12 protein-coding genes are annotated in these 15,458 nt (G+C 69.2%); 5 read left to right on the forward strand and 7 right to left on the reverse strand.

Going from position 1 to position 15,458, the window contains the following annotated elements:
- Positions 1-324: 324 nt before the first annotated feature.
- Positions 325-1,806 (reverse strand): ATP-binding protein, encoded by a 1,482-nt coding sequence (locus U0177_RS07445; RefSeq protein WP_409569974.1) that lies wholly within the window; start codon positions 1,804-1,806, stop codon positions 325-327.
- Positions 1,807-1,950: 144 nt separating this feature from the next.
- On the opposite strand from U0177_RS07445, the gene U0177_RS07450 reads away from it, so the two are divergent.
- The 5 genes from U0177_RS07450 (at position 1,951) to U0177_RS07470 (ending at position 8,385) form a co-directional block, all read left to right on the forward strand.
- Positions 1,951-2,562, forward strand: a complete 612-nt coding sequence (locus U0177_RS07450) for a metal-binding protein (protein ID WP_409569975.1) — start codon at positions 1,951-1,953, stop codon at positions 2,560-2,562.
- Between the two features lie 177 nt (positions 2,563-2,739).
- Complete coding sequence (locus U0177_RS07455; RefSeq protein WP_409569976.1) at positions 2,740-3,981, forward strand: Glu/Leu/Phe/Val family dehydrogenase; 1,242 nt, start codon at positions 2,740-2,742, stop codon at positions 3,979-3,981.
- Positions 3,982-4,131: 150 nt separating this feature from the next.
- Positions 4,132-4,419, forward strand: a complete 288-nt coding sequence (locus U0177_RS07460; RefSeq protein ID WP_409569977.1) for a helix-turn-helix transcriptional regulator — start codon at positions 4,132-4,134, stop codon at positions 4,417-4,419.
- A 149-nt stretch (positions 4,420-4,568) separates the two neighbouring features.
- The gene (locus U0177_RS07465) at positions 4,569-6,050 is read left to right on the forward strand and encodes a proton-conducting transporter membrane subunit (protein ID WP_409569978.1); all 1,482 of its coding nucleotides are present in this window, start codon (positions 4,569-4,571) and stop codon (positions 6,048-6,050) included.
- Complete coding sequence (locus U0177_RS07470) at positions 6,043-8,385, forward strand: DUF2309 domain-containing protein (RefSeq protein ID WP_409569979.1); 2,343 nt, start codon at positions 6,043-6,045, stop codon at positions 8,383-8,385. The genes U0177_RS07465 and U0177_RS07470 overlap by 8 nt, the downstream gene beginning before the upstream one ends.
- Here U0177_RS07470 and U0177_RS07475 read toward each other — a convergent pair.
- The 6 genes from U0177_RS07475 to U0177_RS07500 form a co-directional block, all read right to left on the reverse strand.
- On the reverse strand, positions 8,375-10,972 hold the full coding sequence (locus U0177_RS07475; protein WP_409569980.1) for a heavy metal translocating P-type ATPase: 2,598 nt from the start codon (positions 10,970-10,972) through the stop codon (positions 8,375-8,377). The two genes, U0177_RS07470 and U0177_RS07475, sit on opposite strands and share 11 nt — an antisense overlap.
- Positions 10,973-11,479: 507 nt before the next feature.
- On the reverse strand, positions 11,480-11,734 hold the full coding sequence (locus U0177_RS07480) for a hypothetical protein (protein WP_409569981.1): 255 nt from the start codon (positions 11,732-11,734) through the stop codon (positions 11,480-11,482).
- 58 nt (positions 11,735-11,792) lie between these two features.
- Positions 11,793-12,662, reverse strand: coding sequence for an FHA domain-containing protein (locus U0177_RS07485; protein ID WP_409569982.1), 870 nt, complete (start codon positions 12,660-12,662; stop codon positions 11,793-11,795).
- Between the two features lie 28 nt (positions 12,663-12,690).
- Positions 12,691-14,001, reverse strand: a complete 1,311-nt coding sequence (locus U0177_RS07490; protein WP_409569983.1) for a VWA domain-containing protein — start codon at positions 13,999-14,001, stop codon at positions 12,691-12,693.
- Positions 14,002-14,070: 69 nt separating this feature from the next.
- Entirely contained in the window at positions 14,071-14,730 is a 660-nt protein-coding gene (locus U0177_RS07495) for a DedA family protein (protein WP_409569984.1), read from the reverse strand.
- Positions 14,727-15,356 (reverse strand): hypothetical protein, encoded by a 630-nt coding sequence (locus U0177_RS07500; protein WP_409569985.1) that lies wholly within the window; start codon positions 15,354-15,356, stop codon positions 14,727-14,729. Before U0177_RS07500 ends, U0177_RS07495 begins: the two co-directional genes overlap by 4 nt.
- Between the last annotated feature and the right edge of the window lie 102 nt (positions 15,357-15,458).

The following is a 15,458-nucleotide window of genomic DNA, read 5'->3' on the forward strand; positions in this document are numbered from 1 at the left end:
TGACTGACTCATCAGTCAAGTTCTTCATGCAGAGTATACTGCAACTTGATTGATGAGTCAATCAGGGAAATGCGACGACGCGCTGTGTTTTACCAACGCCGTTATCTTGCGCTGCCCGGCGAAGCCGGGCAGCGCAAGACGAAAGCCCGCGCGCGGCTTTGCCGCGCGCGAACCCATATGGGTCAAGCGATCAGCCGGAGGGAGAGCGGCGAAGAAAGCTCGCGCGGCAAAGCCGCCCCGAAGCCATATGGGGCAAGCGATTAGCCGGAGGGAGAGCGGCGCGGGTTTCGTTGGGGTGTGGCGCAGCGGCGCCGGCAATACGGTCTATTTCAGAATATAGTACGCGCCGCGCTTCTCGCCGATCTTGAGCAGCATCCCGCGCTCAACCAGGTCGGCCAGGTCGCGCCGCAGTGTCTCGGCCGAGACATCCGGCGCCATGTCTTGCATATCGCTATTGCTGATGCGGCGATGTTCGGCCAGGTGTACCAGCGCGGCGATCTGGCGATCGTTCAGGCCCATGCGGCGCCACTCGCGCGTATCGACCCCAGCATCGGCGCGGTCGTCGGCGCCTTGGCCGCGCAGCAGCACCAGAAAGCCGGCCGCCGTCTCGCGGAACTCGGGCGGCGGCAGGCCGGCGTCGGCCATCTGGCGCAGCATGCGGTCGATGCCATAGCCAAGCCGCTCGATCAGCCCGAAGTCGGCCAGCACCTGCACCAGCGTCTCGTTGCGCGAGAAGCGCTCTTCGACGATATTCTGGACAGTCATATGGCCGGGCAGGCGGCCGGGCGAGTAGCACTCCATCCGGTCGCCGAACAGCGCGATGCGGATGCCCTCACCGCGGACGGTATAGTCCCGGTGCGCCACCGCGTTAACCAGCGCCTCGCGCACGGCGCCCTGCGGGAACTGGGCCCAATCCTGGCGCTCGAGGCCGACCATACGGCTGCCACGGCGCATATGTTCCGAAAGCCAGATCTCGGCGCGGCGCACCGCCTCGGGCAGCGTATCGCGAATATCTTCGCGCAAAAATTCGTCGCTCATCTCGCGGCCGCGGTAGCGCACCAGCGTCAGCTCGCACTGCGGGAAAAAGCGCTCGACATCGCGGCCGAACAGCAGCAGGCCGGCGTTTGTCGGAACAAACTGATCGGCCGCGCCAAAGCCCGATTGAGCGCCAAGCACCGAGAGCCGGGCCGCAGGATCGGGCTCAGCCGAGGCGGCGCTTGGCCCCTGGCTTCTGGCTCGCCTTACGATCGCGCCGCGCCGCAGCAGAAAGCCCAGCGGGTCGCCTTCGGCGGCCGGGCCGACGCGGCGCACATACGCAGCGAGCTTGGCGTGGTCGAGGTCGTCGAGCGCCGCGCCATCGGGCGCCAGCCGCTCCCAGCTGGTTTCGCCACGCTCGATCAGCAGCTTGCGCAGCGCGTCGGGCGGCAGCGGCTGGTTGGTGGCGCCCTCGCGGCGCAGGTACTTGCCGTGCACGCTGTAGACGTGCGGCAGGCCGGCGGGCACGTTCACCAGCAGCAGCGTGATGCCGGCGTGTTCGGCGGGCGTGGGCAGAGGCAGCACCAGCGGCGGCGTACAGGCCAGCGCCGCGTCGAGCGCGGCTAGGCGCGCGGCCTCGGGGTCGGCCAGGCCCTCGAGCTTCTTGCCGCGCGCGCCAACGCCCACCAGCGCCACGCCGCCCTGGGCATTCGCCAGCGCCGCCAACGTCTCGGCCAGCTCGTCGGTGCGAAACGCGCGGCGCACAAACGCCAGACGCGCGCCCTCGGGCTGGGCCAGCAGCTCGGCCAGTTCGGTGGGGAAAGCGGACATAGGCGCACCTCGGTACACTGCGACAGCGGCCATTGTAGCACAGACAAGCGCATTGGGCGCGGGGCGGCGAAGCGCGCTTGCCCAACCAGCATGTTTGTGCTATGCTTGGCGAGAGTACCGCCTAGCCCACAGGAGCACATATCGATGCCCGGCGCGCACACCCACGATGCCATCACCGTCGCCACCGGCGTGGCGCTGGCGCCACTCGCCTACACCACCAACCTGGCGCTTGGCGAAAGCGCCGACTCGGCGCTGCGCCTGACGGCGCTGTTCGTCGGGGCGCACCTGCTCTCGGGGATCATGTTCTCGCCCGACCTCGACCTCGACAGCGCGATCGACAACCGCTGGGGCGTGTTCTACTGGATCTGGCGGCCGTACATGTGGGCGGTGCCGCACCGCAGCCGCTGGCTCAGCCACGGCCTGGTGATCCCGCCGCTGCTGCGCCTGCTGTACTTCTACTGGGTGCTGATCGGCTTGCTGATCGGCGGCGCCTGGCTGCTTGGGCACGCAGGCATCGCCGTGCCCGACCTGGCCTCGCGCGTGGGCGACGTGGTGCTGGGCACGGTGGTGCGCTACCCGCGCGCCACCTGGGCGTTCCTCCTCGGCTTCATCACCGGCAGCGCGGCGCACTCGATCGCCGACTGGACGGTGACCGGCGGCAAGCACTACCTGCGCCAGCTGGGCTTCCGCATCACCCGCGACTACGGCGACCACGACCACTACCGGCCATACGGCCGGCGCCGCGCGCGCTTCTGATCCGGCGCGACGCCGGCGACAAGAGGCGATCGTTAACCTGTAGTTTCGATCCTTTTCCACCACGGCCGTTTTCCAGGCATATGATAGTGGCGCACAAGATCAGCCGGCGCGCCACTGTGGGCCGCCGCGCGCTCGCGAAGCGAAGCCGCTTCATCATGCTTCATTGAGGAGGCAACTATGGAAAACCCGTGGACAATCGCCCAACACCAGTTCGACATCGCGGCCGATGAGCTCGACCTCAGCCCCGGCATCCGCCAAACCTTGCGCGTGCCGCAGCGCGAGCTGACGGTGAACTTTCCGGTGAAGCTCGACGACGGCAGCATCCGGGTGTTCAGCGGCTACCGCGTACACCACAACTCGTCGCGCGGCCCGACCAAGGGCGGCATTCGCTACCATCCCGACACCAACATCGACGAGGTGCGCGCGCTGGCGATGTGGATGACCTGGAAGTGCGCGGTTGTCAACATCCCGTACGGCGGCGCAAAGGGCGGCGTCGTCTGCGACCCCAAGGCCATGTCGATGGCCGAGCTTGAGCGGCTGACCCGGCGCTACACCAGCGAGATCTCGATCCTGCTTGGCCCCGAGCGCGACATCCCCGCGCCCGACGTGAACACCACGCCACAGGTGATGGCCTGGATCATGGATACCTTCTCGATGCACAAGGGCTACACCGTGCCGGCGGTGGTCACTGGCAAGCCGATCAACATTGGCGGCTCGCTCGGGCGCAACGAGGCCACCGCACGCGGCACGGCAATCGTCGTGCGCGAGGCTGCGGCGCAGCTTGGGCTGAAGCTCGACGCCGCGCGAGTGGTGGTGCAGGGCTACGGCAACGCCGGCGCGATCGCGGCGCGGCTGCTGCACGAGCAGGGCGCCACGATTGTCGGCGTCAGCGACAGCCAGGGCGGCATCTACCACAAGGGCGGCCTCGACCCACAGGCGGTGCGGCGCTACAAAGACGCAAATGGCACAGTCGTCGGCTTCCCCGAGGCCGATCGCGTCAGCAATGCCGAGCTGCTCGAGCTACCCTGCGACATCCTAGTGCCGGCCGCGCTCGAAAACCAGATCACCGGCGCGAATGCCGCGCGCGTCAAGGCGCGCATCGTGGCCGAGGCCGCCAATGGCCCGACCACGCCCGAGGCCGACGCGATCCTGTACGACCGCGGCGTGCTGGTGCTGCCCGACATCCTAGCCAACGCCGGCGGCGTCACCGTGAGCTATTTCGAGTGGGTGCAGGATCTGCAGGATTTCTTCTGGAGCGAGAGCGAGGTCAACGCCAAGCTTGAGCGGATCATGGTGGCCAGCTTCGAGCAGGTGCGCGCGATCGCGCTTCATCGCAAGGTGCATATGCGCACCGCCGCCTACCTGCTGGCGGTGCAGCGCGTGGCCGAGGCCACCACGACGCGCGGCATCTACCCGTAGGCGTGGCCCTGCTGCGCGAGCTTCGTGGCGATGTGGCAGGCCCGGCTGCGGGCCTGCCACATCGGCATATGCGCCTACCACCCGGCGAGCAAAGCCCCACAGCCCATGTGCTATACTGAGAGCCGGATTCGTTACGCTGCGGGGCACACTATGTCGACGTGGACATTCCTCACCAATCACGCCCAGGTGCTGCTGTGCATTGCGCGTAACCAGCGCATCACCGCACGCGAGATCGCCGGAACTGTCGGCATCACCGAGCGCGCCGTGCAGCGCATCCTCGACGACCTCGAAGAGGCCGGGTATATCTCGCGCACGCGCGACGGCCGCACCAATAGCTACGCCGTTCACCGCGACCGGCCGATGCGCCACCCCGCCCAGCAAGGCCACGCCGTCCACGAGCTGCTTGGCCTGCTCGGCACGCCCGAGGCCGAGCAGTAGCCAGGCGCCCGCCACTTCCCCAGCTGATTTCGCCGCTGCCCCAAACCCCGCCGCGTGTGTCCTGAAATACGAATTACAATTCGTGATATAATAGTCGTATATCCGAACTTCAAGCATCGCCGGCTGGCGACAAGCGGAGGAATACGACGATGGATCACGAACAAGCTGGCTGGGCCGAGCGTGGCCTGCTGGCGCTGCTGGCCGGGCTAGCCGGCCTGGCAGCGCTGCTGCTGCTGAGCCAGGCGCTTGCACCGCAGCCTATCCGCTTAGCAGGCACCACAATCGACCGGCTGAACGCGACGCTGCTGCTGCTGGTGGCGGGCATTGGCGCCGTGACCTACCGCTTCGCGCTGCGCTACCTCGCAGGCGAGCCGGGGCAGCGCCGCTTTCTGCACTGGCTCGCGTTCACCACCGCCGCCGCATTCGTGCTCATGATCGCAACGCACATGGCCCTGCTCTTCGCGGCGTGGTCGCTGACGAGCCTGGGGCTACACCAGCTGCTGACGTTCTACCGCGAGCGGGCCGAGGCGCGGCGGACGGCGCGCAAAAAGTTTCTGATCAGCCGGATCGGCGACGTCGCGCTGCTGGCCGCCGCCGCGCTGATCTGGCTGGCCTGGGGCACGCTCGACATCCCCACCGCGCTCGGGCGGGCCGCGGCCGAGCCAGGCGCGAGCACCAGCGTGGCGCTGCTCATTGCGCTGGCGGCGCTGGCCAAATCGGCCCAGTTTCCATTCCACAGCTGGCTGCCCGAGACCATGGAGGCGCCTACGCCGGTGTCGGCGCTGATGCACGCCGGGATCATCAACGCCGGCGGCGTGCTGCTGCTGCGCTTCGCGCCCCTGCTCGCGCAGACCCCTGGCGTGCTGCTCGCGCTCGTGCTGGTTGGCGCCGTCACCGCTGCGCTGGGCATGCTGGTGATGTGGGCGCAGCCCGACGTAAAACGTACGCTGGCGTGGTCTACGGTGAGCCAGATGGGCTTCATGTTCGTGCAGTGCGGGCTGGCGGCGTTTCCCGCGGCGGTGCTACATATTGTCGGGCACGGCTGCTACAAAGCCTGGGCGTTCCTGCGCACCGGCGGGCTGCCGCAGGCCCGGCCCGCGCCAGCCGCCACGCCGCAGCGCATGCTTGTGCTGAGCCTGGCAGGCACGCTGGCGGCGCTGCCGGCGCTGGCGCTCGCAGCCCAGATCACCGGTTTCAACCCGGCGCACTCGCCGGGCGAGCTGGCGCTCAGCGCGATTGTCGCGCTGTCAATCGGCCAGCTGTGGGCGGCGCTGCTCGCCCAGCCTTTGGCGGTAGTACGCTACCGCATCGCGCTCGCGATCGCCGCTAGCGCCGGGGCTGCGCTGCTGGCGCTTGGGCTTTACCGCGCCGCAGCAGCCTTTTACGCGCCAGTGTTTGGCGCCTTCGCCACGCCGCGCGGGCCAGTGGCTTGGGCCGCCGCGCTGCTGGCCGTGCTTGCGTGCGCCGGGCTGACTATTGCCCGCGCATTGTGGCCAGCCGCCGGCCGTAGCCCCGCCGGCCGCGCGCTGGTGGTGCACGCCACCCACGGCTTCTACCTTGGCCAGATCGCGAATCAAGTGGTGGATCGATTGTGGAACGACAGCGCGCGCAGGAGGCTTCCCAATGCTTGAGCTTGCCGAAACAACCACCCGGCCGGTCGCGGGTATGCGCCACGACCCAGCCGCTGATCTGTGGAATGACGTCGTCGCGGTGTGCCGGCGCATCCCGCCGCTCTGGCCGCTGGGCGAGTATGTCGCCGTCAACCCTTTTCTGGGCTTCGCCGGGCGCCCGCTGGCCGAGGCGGCGCGCATCGTGCGCGACGGCTTGGGCGGCCAGGTGCTGCCGGGCATTGAGTTCTACCGGGCGCGCTGGCGCGACGGCGCGTTTGGCGCCGCCGACATTGCGGCGGCAGCGGTGCGCGCCGGCCACGATCCAACCGCGCTCCAGGCGATCCTCGCGGGCGCGCAGCCCATGCCGATGCGCGAAGCCGCCGCCGTCGAGACATTCGCCGAGCAGCACGACCGGCGCTACGGCGGCGAGTGGAGCGACACCCTGGCACGCCACACGGCGCTGTGGTGCGCCGCGCACGCAGCCCAGCCGGCCACCTGCGACGGCGGCCTGTTTGCGACGTGGCGCGCCGCCGCGCCAATCGACCGCTCGCTCGAGATCGCGGGGCTGGAAGGCTGGCGGTCGTGGGCGCGCGAGCTGCCCAGCCAGCCGCTCGATGCGCTCGCAGAGGTACTCGCGCGGCGAAAGGTGCCTGGCTCGCAGCGCACCGAGTACCTGTACCGGCTGCTGGCCGGCGTCTACGGCTGGGCCGCGTACCTGCGCCGCGAAGCGTGGCAGCACGAAGACCAGCCGGGCGCGGTGCTCGATCTGCTGGCAATCCGCGCCTGCGCCGACGCGGCAGTGGCCGAGCTGGCCCCGCGGCGCGGCGGCCTACGCCCGAGCGCCGCGCCGCCGGCGCTCGAAGACGAAGCCACGCTCGAGGTGTTTCAAGATGCACTCGAGCAGGGCTACGCTCGCCGGCTGCTTGGCGCGCTGAACCCACCGGCGCCGGAAGCGCACGGCGAGCGGCCGGCCGCCCAGGCGATCTTCTGCATCGACGTGCGCTCGGAGCCACTGCGGCGGCACCTCGAAGCCCAGGCGCCTACAGTCGAGACGCGCGGCTTCGCCGGCTTCTTTGGCGTGAGCATCGACTGGGCGAGCGGTGGCAGCAGCAGTGCGCGCTGCCCGGTGCTCCTGTCGCCTGCGGTACGCCTCGAAGCGCCAGCAGCCAACAGCGCCGGCCCAACGCTGCTGAAACACCTGCTGGCCACCCCAGCCGCGTTCTCAGTGGTCGAGACGCTGGGCGCGGCCTATGGGCTCGCGCTGGCGGGGGATGCCCTGCGGCTGCTGCGCGCGCGCCGCGTCGACGAGGGCCAGCTGCCGATCGCGCTCGAGCCGGGCGCGCGCGGCGGCATCGCGCTGGGCCAGCGGCTCGATCTGGCAGCCGGCATGCTGAAAAACATGGGGATGCGCGGCCCGTACGCGCGGCTGGTGCTGCTATGCGGGCACGCCGGCCAGAGCGAAAACAACCCGCACGCCGCCGGGCTCGATTGTGGCGCGTGCGGCGGCCATGGCGGCCAGCTGAATGCGCGCGTAGCCGCCGCGCTGCTGAACGACCCCGCCGTGCGCGCGGGGCTGCCGGAACGCGGCTTCACGCTGCCCGACGACACCTGGTTCGTACCGGCAGTGCACGATACCACCACCGACGCAGTGCGCCTGCTCGATCGCCAGCGCATACCCGCAAGCCACCAGCCCGACATCGCGCAGCTCGAGGTCTGGCTCGAGCGCGCTGGTGCGGCCACCCGCGCCGAGCGCGCCCCGGCGCTCGGGGTAGCGCCGCGCGCCGGGCTGGGCCGGCTGCTGCGCCAGCGCGCGCGCGACTGGTCGGAGACGCGGCCCGAGTGGGGGCTGGCGCGCAACGCAGCGTTTATCGCGGCGCCGCGCGCGCGCACCCGCGGCGTCGACCTGCAAGGGCGCGCTTTTCTGCACGAATACGACTGGAGCAGCGACCACGACGGCTCGATCCTCACGCTGATCCTGAGCGCGCCGATGGTGGTGGCCTCGTGGATCAACTGGCAGTACTTCGCCTCGACCGTCGACAACCGGGTATTCGGCTGTGGCAGCAAGGCGCTGCACAACCGCATCGGCGAGCTAGGCGTGGTGCTGGGGAATGGCGGCGACCTGCGCACCGGCCTGGCGGCTCAGTCGGTCTACGCGCCCGACGGCAGCTGGTATCACGAGCCGCTGCGGCTGCACGTGATCGTCGAGGCGCCGTGCGCGCGGATCGAGCGCGTGCTCGAGGAGCAGCCGCGCGTACGCGCGCTGTTCGAAAACGGCTGGGTGCGCTTGTTCGCGCTCGACCCCGCGCGGCCGGGCGCGCGGCGCTGGATGCCGTGGGGCGGCTGGGCTACTGCGTAGAATCGGGCCGGTAGCGCAGCAGCCGCATGCCATTCGCGATCACAATCAGCGCCGCGCCGGTGTCGGCGAACACCGCCATCCACAGCGTCGCGGCGCCGAGGAGCGTAGCTCCCAGAAACACGGCCTTCACCGCCAGCGCGAACACCACATTTTGCATAATCACACGCCGCGCCGCGCGGCTCAGGCCGATCGCGAATGGCAGCTTGCCAAGGTCATCCGACATAAGCGTCACGTCGGCTGTTTCGAGCGCGGCATCGCTGCCGGCCGCGCCCATCGCGATGCCCACAGTAGCGCGCGCCAGCGCCGGCGCGTCGTTCACGCCGTCGCCGACCATCGCGACGCTGCCGTAGCGCGCGGCCAGCTCGCCGATCGCCGCCAGCTTCTGCTCGGGCAGCAGCCCGGCGCGCGCCTCGTCAACCACAACCTCATCCGCGACACGCGCGGCGACTGCGGCGGCGTCGCCGGTGAGCATGCCAATGTGCGCGATGCCCTGGCGCCTGAGCGCCGCAACCGCCGCCCGGCTCTCGGGCCGGGCCTGGTCGGCAGCGGCCAGCACCCCCAGAAACGCGCCGTCGTAGCACACCAGCATGGCGGTGCGGCCGGAGCGCTCCAGCTCGGCGTAGCGCGCGTCGAGCTCGGCCGGGATCAGCTGGCCGCCAAACAGCGCCCGGTTGCCGACAAGCGCGGCCCGCCCTTCCACCAGCGCGCTCGCGCCGCGCCCACCAGACATCTGGTGGCCAGAAGCGGCCGGGATCGCCAGGCCACGCGCCTCGGCCGCAGCGACGATCGCCCGTGCCAGCGGGTGCGTCGAGCGGCGCTCGACGGCCGCGGCAAGTGATAGCATTGCCGATTGCAGGTTGTAGATCGCCGATTCGTCGCGGTGCTCCACGAGCCGCAGGCTGCCACCCTCGATTGGGTCAACATCCGTCACCACCGGCTTGCCCGCCGTCAGCGTGCCGGTCTTATCGAACGCGATCGCGCGCAACCTGCCGGCTGCCTCGAGCGACGCGCCGCCCTTGAACAGCACGCCGGCGCGCGCCGCAGCGCTGATTGCACTGACAATGCTCACCGGCGTCGAGATCACCAGCGCGCACGGGCAGGCGATCACCAGCAGCACCAGCGCGCGGTAGAACCACAGCGCCCACGCGCCGCCGGCCAGCAGCGGCGGCAGCAGCGCCACCAGCACCGCCAGCACAATCACCGCCGGGGTGTAGCGGCGCGCGAACACGTCGACAAAGCGCTGCGCGCGCGATTTCTGCGACTGCGCCTCTTCGACCAGGTGGATGATCCGCGCCAGCGTCGAGTCGTTCGCCACGCGCGTCACGCGGGCCTCAAGCGCGCCGGCGCCGTTGATGCTGCCGGCGTACAGCTCGGCGCCGGCACTCTTCTCCACCGGCATGCTCTCGCCGGTGATCGGCGCCTGGTTCACGGCGCTCGTGCCGGCCAGCACCACTGCGTCGAGCGGCACCCGGTCGCCCGGGCGGATCGCAATCGTCTCGCCGACGCGAACCTGGCCGATCGGCACGCGCACCTCGTCGAAAGAGCCGCGAAGCTCGGCTTGCGAGCCTGGCGTAGGATGCTGGTGATCTTGAGCATCGGCGGGCCTGGCGCTCGGCCGCAGCACCAGCGCGGTAGCCGGCGCAAGCTGCATGAGCTGGCGTATCGAGCGGCGCGCTCGATCCATGGTGTAGCCTTCGAGCGCGTTACCAAGCGCAAACAGAAACACCACCGTCGCGCCCTCGGCGTACTCGCCAATCGCCAGCGCCCCCAGCGCCGCAATCGTCATCAGCAGGTTGATGTCGAAGCTGCGAGTGGCGATCAGCGCGGCCCAGCCGGCGCGCGCCACCAGCGCCCCGCCGGCCAGCGTCGCGGCAACGTAAAGCCCGGCAGAAACACCGGCCGGCATACCCAGCAGCCCGCCAAGCCAGGCCGCCGCGATCAGCGCACCGCTGGCCATCGTCAGCACGTCGCGCGGGCGCTGCTGCACAAACGCGCGCAGGCCCGGCAGCATGCGGCGCGCGCGATCCTCGGCGGCCGGCGCCTGAGCGTGATCGTGCACGTGGCCGTCGTGATCCGCATCGTCGTGCGCACAGTCGCACGCGCCAGGCGCGCATGTTTCGCCCACCAGCGCGGGCGCAGCAGCGAGCGCATCGGGGGCCTGCAGGCGGTAGCCCAGTCGCTGCGCCAGCGCGCGCACTGCCTCGACCGACGTCATCTCGCGGTCGTACTCCAGCCGCAGCCGCGCCGCGGCGAAGTTCACGCTCGCATAGTGAACGCCGGCAAGCCGCTCGACCGCGCGCTCAAATGTGCGCGCGCAGTCGGCGCAGTCCATCCCTTCAACCGCGAACACTGGGTGATCGTAGCGCGCGGCGATGCGCTGGCCTTCGGCCAGTGCCAGCCGCTCGGCCGCGCCCGCACCGGCCAGGCCCGGCTCGACTTCGAGCACCAGCTGCGCGCCATCGAGCCGCGCCACCGCCACGCCGGCGCAGGCACGCAGCGCCGCCGCCAGATGCTCGGCGCAGCAATCGCAATCGGCGCTCTGCGGCAAAATGCTCGGTCGCGCCAGTGTCACTGTTTGAAGAGTCATGCGCGCTCCTTTGATCTGCTCGCCATTCGCTTGATTACGTACACTTTGCTAGGGGTTTCGAGGCAGCTTCGCCGCCCCCAAATTTCTTATTATGTTGCACTACCTGGCTTCGCCACGTAGTGCAACATAATCTATACGTGATCAAGCGAACAGCGTATTTTTCATCTTCCGTGTGCGGTTTTCCGTGCTCCGCGCGGAAGAATCGCACACGATACGGAGCATAGTACTGCTCTGCCGAAGGCAAATGCGCCAACTGCGTAAGTCATAATACTGATTTCAAACAGCTTCTCAATATATCAATTGAGCAAGTGTTCAAGTGTATTATACGCCAGAGCCAGCGGCGCGTCAACGCAACCATCCTTTCGCCCACAAACACGCGGCAAAAGAAATTCGGGGGCAGCATTGCTACCCCCGAGCTCAGGTAAGTATGAGTTGATGCCAAAAGGATTTACGCAGTTGCGCTCTTCGGCTTCCTCAAGCGACGAGATTGAGCCTGCGGCAGCCAGGCTAGCCAGGCGTCAGCTCGTCGGCCGGGTCGATCTCGTCCTCGGCGTCGCTCACATAGCGCTTGCGCGGAAGCATCGGCTGGCGCTCGGGCGTATCGGCTGGCGGCGGTGTGAGTGGCTGAACATCCTGCTCGGTGGCGCCAAGCTGATCGGCAGGGCTGGCACCACCAGCCTGGCCGCGCTTGGAGCGCTCATCCGCCAAGCCAGCGTCCTTCGGCGGCTTACCCGAGAGCTTCTGTTTCCGCTTCTGCTTCACAAGCTCCTCCGTTCTACAAATCGCATTCTGGCGAAGCAGAGCAACTTTGATGCCGCGCTCAGCCGCGCTCAAGAAACTCGAGCCGGGTTTCGCCAAGCTGGATCTGCTCGCCGCCGTGGAGCGGCAGCGCCGCGCCTGGCGCCACTACCTGCCCGCCGATCAGCGCGCCTTGCTCGGCGCCAGGCAGCACTTCAAGAGCGAAGCCAGCGCCACTGCGCCGCACCAGCGCGTGGCGCCAGGCCAGCGAGCGGTCGGGCAGGTACACATCACAGCCATCGTCGCGGCCAATCGTGGCGGTGTCGGTCACCTCGCGCACCAGCCCAGCCTGCTCGCCGCTGAGCACGCGCAGCTCGCCGCGGGCGAGCACCTGGCGCGCCAGCGGGATGAGCGCGCCAATGCAGGCGCCCAGCACGATCAGGCCAACCGCGCCAACGACGATTTGGGCGCGATCGCTGCGCGCCAGAAACGCCTGCGTCAGCAGCTCGTACAGCGCGCCGCCGGTAAGGCCGCCGACCAGCCCGCCCAGCCCGCCATAGAGCGCGCGGTTGAGCCGCCGGCGCACCAGCAGATCGCTCAGCCCGATCAGCCCGCCCAGCGCCATCCAGCCCAGCGTGCGCCCCAGCAGCCCGCCGCCGATCGCCAGAAACCCGGCCTCGGCCAGCAGCAGCCCGGCCAGCCCTGCCAGCCCACCCGTCAGCGCGCCGGCGAGCCCGTCGCGTAGCGCCCGTCCGGCGCTGCGCTTGACAATCGCGCCGTCGGTGGCGGCCAGGCAGCCGCCAATGCACGCGCCCAGCCCCAGGCCCACCAGCGGGTACGCCAGCCACACATTCCACGCGCCAGTCGGCAGGCTACCCATGAGCCACCAGCCCGCCAGGCCGCCCAGCGCGCCCAACACGGCGGTATAGTAGATCTGCATGGTTTTGTTCATGGCTGCTCCGAATAATACAGGTGGCCAGTTACAAGTTGGCGGGATGCAAGCTGGTAGGTTTGGTGGCGCCGCAGCCCGCGCAGAAATTCGCGCCGGCGCGCATCGGGCGGCCGCATTGGTCGCAGAAGCTGCGCGTCGCCACAGCCGGCTCAGGCATTTGCGCCGCGCCGCACTCGGCGCAGAAGCGCGCCCCCACGCGCAGCAGCGGCGCGTCGCAGCTGCTGCAGTGCGGCAGATCTGGCGGCAGCACCACGATCGACGGAAGCGCTGCGCCCGCACGCACAGGCGCGGCGCGGCGGCGCAGCACGCCCGGCAGCCACAGCGCGCCAAGCAGCGGCAGCAGCAGCAGCACCCCCACGAGCGGGTCGGAGCGCACGTTGATCAGGTGGCGCTCGACATAGCCGCCGCTGGCCACAGGCGCGCCGGCCACGCCAACGCGAATATCGCGGCGCGTGCCGTCGTAGAACGGCCGCGGGCTGCGGTACGTCAGCGCGTACTCCTGCTGAATATCGGATGACAGCTTGCGGTACAGCGCTGCCAGCTGGGCAGCGTCGGGGGTATAGAAATACTCGCCGCCGGTCTCGCGAGCGATCCGCGCCAGCACAGCCTCGTCGATCCCATCGCGCATGTCGCTGCCGCGCTCGCCCACGCCAATCACGTACACCGGCTGGGCATGCTGGTTGGCGTAGGCTATCGCCTGGTCGAGCGTGTGGCGGCTGCCATAGCTGGCGGCGCAGGTGTCCGACTCGCGGCAATCCTGGCCGTCGGTCAGCAAGAGCAGCGCGCGGCGGCCGTGCGCGTCGCTCAGCGCGTCGACGCCGGCGATCAGGCTATCGTAGAGGGCAGTGCCGCCGTCGGGCCGGATGCGCCCGATGGCTCGGTCAAGCGCCTGCTGGTCGGCGGTGAAGGGCGTGAGGGTTTCGGCGTCGGAATTGAAGGCGATCAGCGCGGTGCGATCGTCGGGGCGCATCTGATCGACAAACGCCTGGGCCGCGTCGCGGGCGCCGCCGATCTTGTCGCGCTCGGCCATGCTGCCCGAGTGGTCGATCACCAGCGCGGCGGCCACCGCGCCCGCGCCACCGGCAAAGCGGTCGATTGTCACCGGCGCGCCATCTTCGCTCACCTGGAAGTCGGCCGCGCGCAAGCCGCCCACCGGCTGGCCGGCGGCGTCGGCAACGCCGACAAACAGCGTCACATCGGGGTAGCTCGAGCTATCGACCTGCGTCACCCGCGCGCCGGGGCTGGGCAGTGCCGCGCCGGGTGCGGGTGCGCGCGGCAGCGCGAGCAGAATTGCGGCGCACAGTGCCAGCGCCAGCGCGAAGAACAGAATTCGCCGCATATGCACCCTCCAGGCTCACATTTCGTGACACTTGTATGCATATGACGATCGATTTTCAGAATTGTTCCACTACTCTTCCGGCAGCCGCGCCGCCAGGCCAGGCTCGGGCATCGGCACCGGCGAGGGCGCGCTTGCCGCAGCCCCGCGCTGCCAGCGCAGCAGCGCAAAGCCGCCGACGCCGGCGATCAGCAGGCCTACCAGTACGCCGCTGGCATTGCTCACCACGTCGCTCACATACTCCCACTGGCTACCGAAGACATAGCCGAGGGTGCCATAGCCCGCCAGCCAGGCCAGCTCCCCTGCCGCATCGTACAGCGCGAAGCGGCCCACCGAGTAGCCGCTGCCGCCGGCCACCAGGTTGATCGGCAGCGCGATCGGCGTCAGCACGCAGCGCGTCAGAAACACCGCAATCGCCGCGCGGCGCGCGAAGTACGCCTCGGCGCGCAGCCACGCCGCCGATTGGCCGTAGCGCCGCTGGATCGGGCGATGCAGCACCCAGCCGATCCCGTAGCTCAGCATATCGCCGATCACCGCGCCCACCAGCGCGAGCACGAACGTACTGTACGGGTCGAGCACGCCCTGCTGCACAAACGCGCCTCCGGCCAGCACGCACAGCGTGCTCGGCAGCGGCAGCCCGACCGCCGCAAGCAGCAGCACCAGACCAAGCGCGGTGGCGCCATACGTCACCACCGCGCTCAGCAGCAGATCGTTGAGATCGCTCAGATTCATTGCGTGCTCCCCGGCTGCACCAGCGCCTGCTTCACCGCGTCGACCAGCGCGCGCGGGCCGCCGGGGTAGTGCAGATCGTTGCTCAGCATATCGAGCGGCTTGTTCTCGTTGCCCGCGCTGGCGATGTTCAGCGCCGCGAAGATCCGCGCCTCGGGCACACCCATGCTGTTCGCGATGTAGCGCACACTCATCCACGGCCGCACATCGCGCAGGCCGGTGGCCACCGGGTTGGCGCGGTAGGCGGTAACCGCGTTGCGCACGGTGTCGATGATCGCTGGGTAGCGGCCGTTGGGCGAATCGCCAAGCTTGAAGTCTTTATTCAGGTCCATCAGCGAGCGCTCGGCACTTCGCTGATCGAAGGGGATGTTCAGCTGCGAGTACAAGTACTCTTCCGGCACGGCGTAGGCCACCGCAATAAAGCGGATGTTCATCCAGCCGCGGATCGCGTCCACGCTGGCGGTACCACGGTCGAGGCCCTGCTCGCGGATGTAGTTCAGCTGCCGCACCGAGCTGATCGAGCGCAGGCCAAAGAACACCGCGATTGCCAAGCCAAGCGCGATCACCGCGACCGAGATCAACGTGCGCGAGCGCGGCCGGCTAAAAACTGAGGTTCGTTGCGCGCGCATTGTAGCTTCCTTATGCTGAAATGCAATTCCAGGCGTATGAGACCTTATCGGAAATAGGGGAGCCGGAGGGGCAAAGCCCTCCGAACCTCCCTGGTGGGGCGT

This window comes from Kouleothrix sp., assembly GCF_046328425.1.
Classification (GTDB): Bacteria; Chloroflexota; Chloroflexia; order Chloroflexales; family Roseiflexaceae; genus Kouleothrix.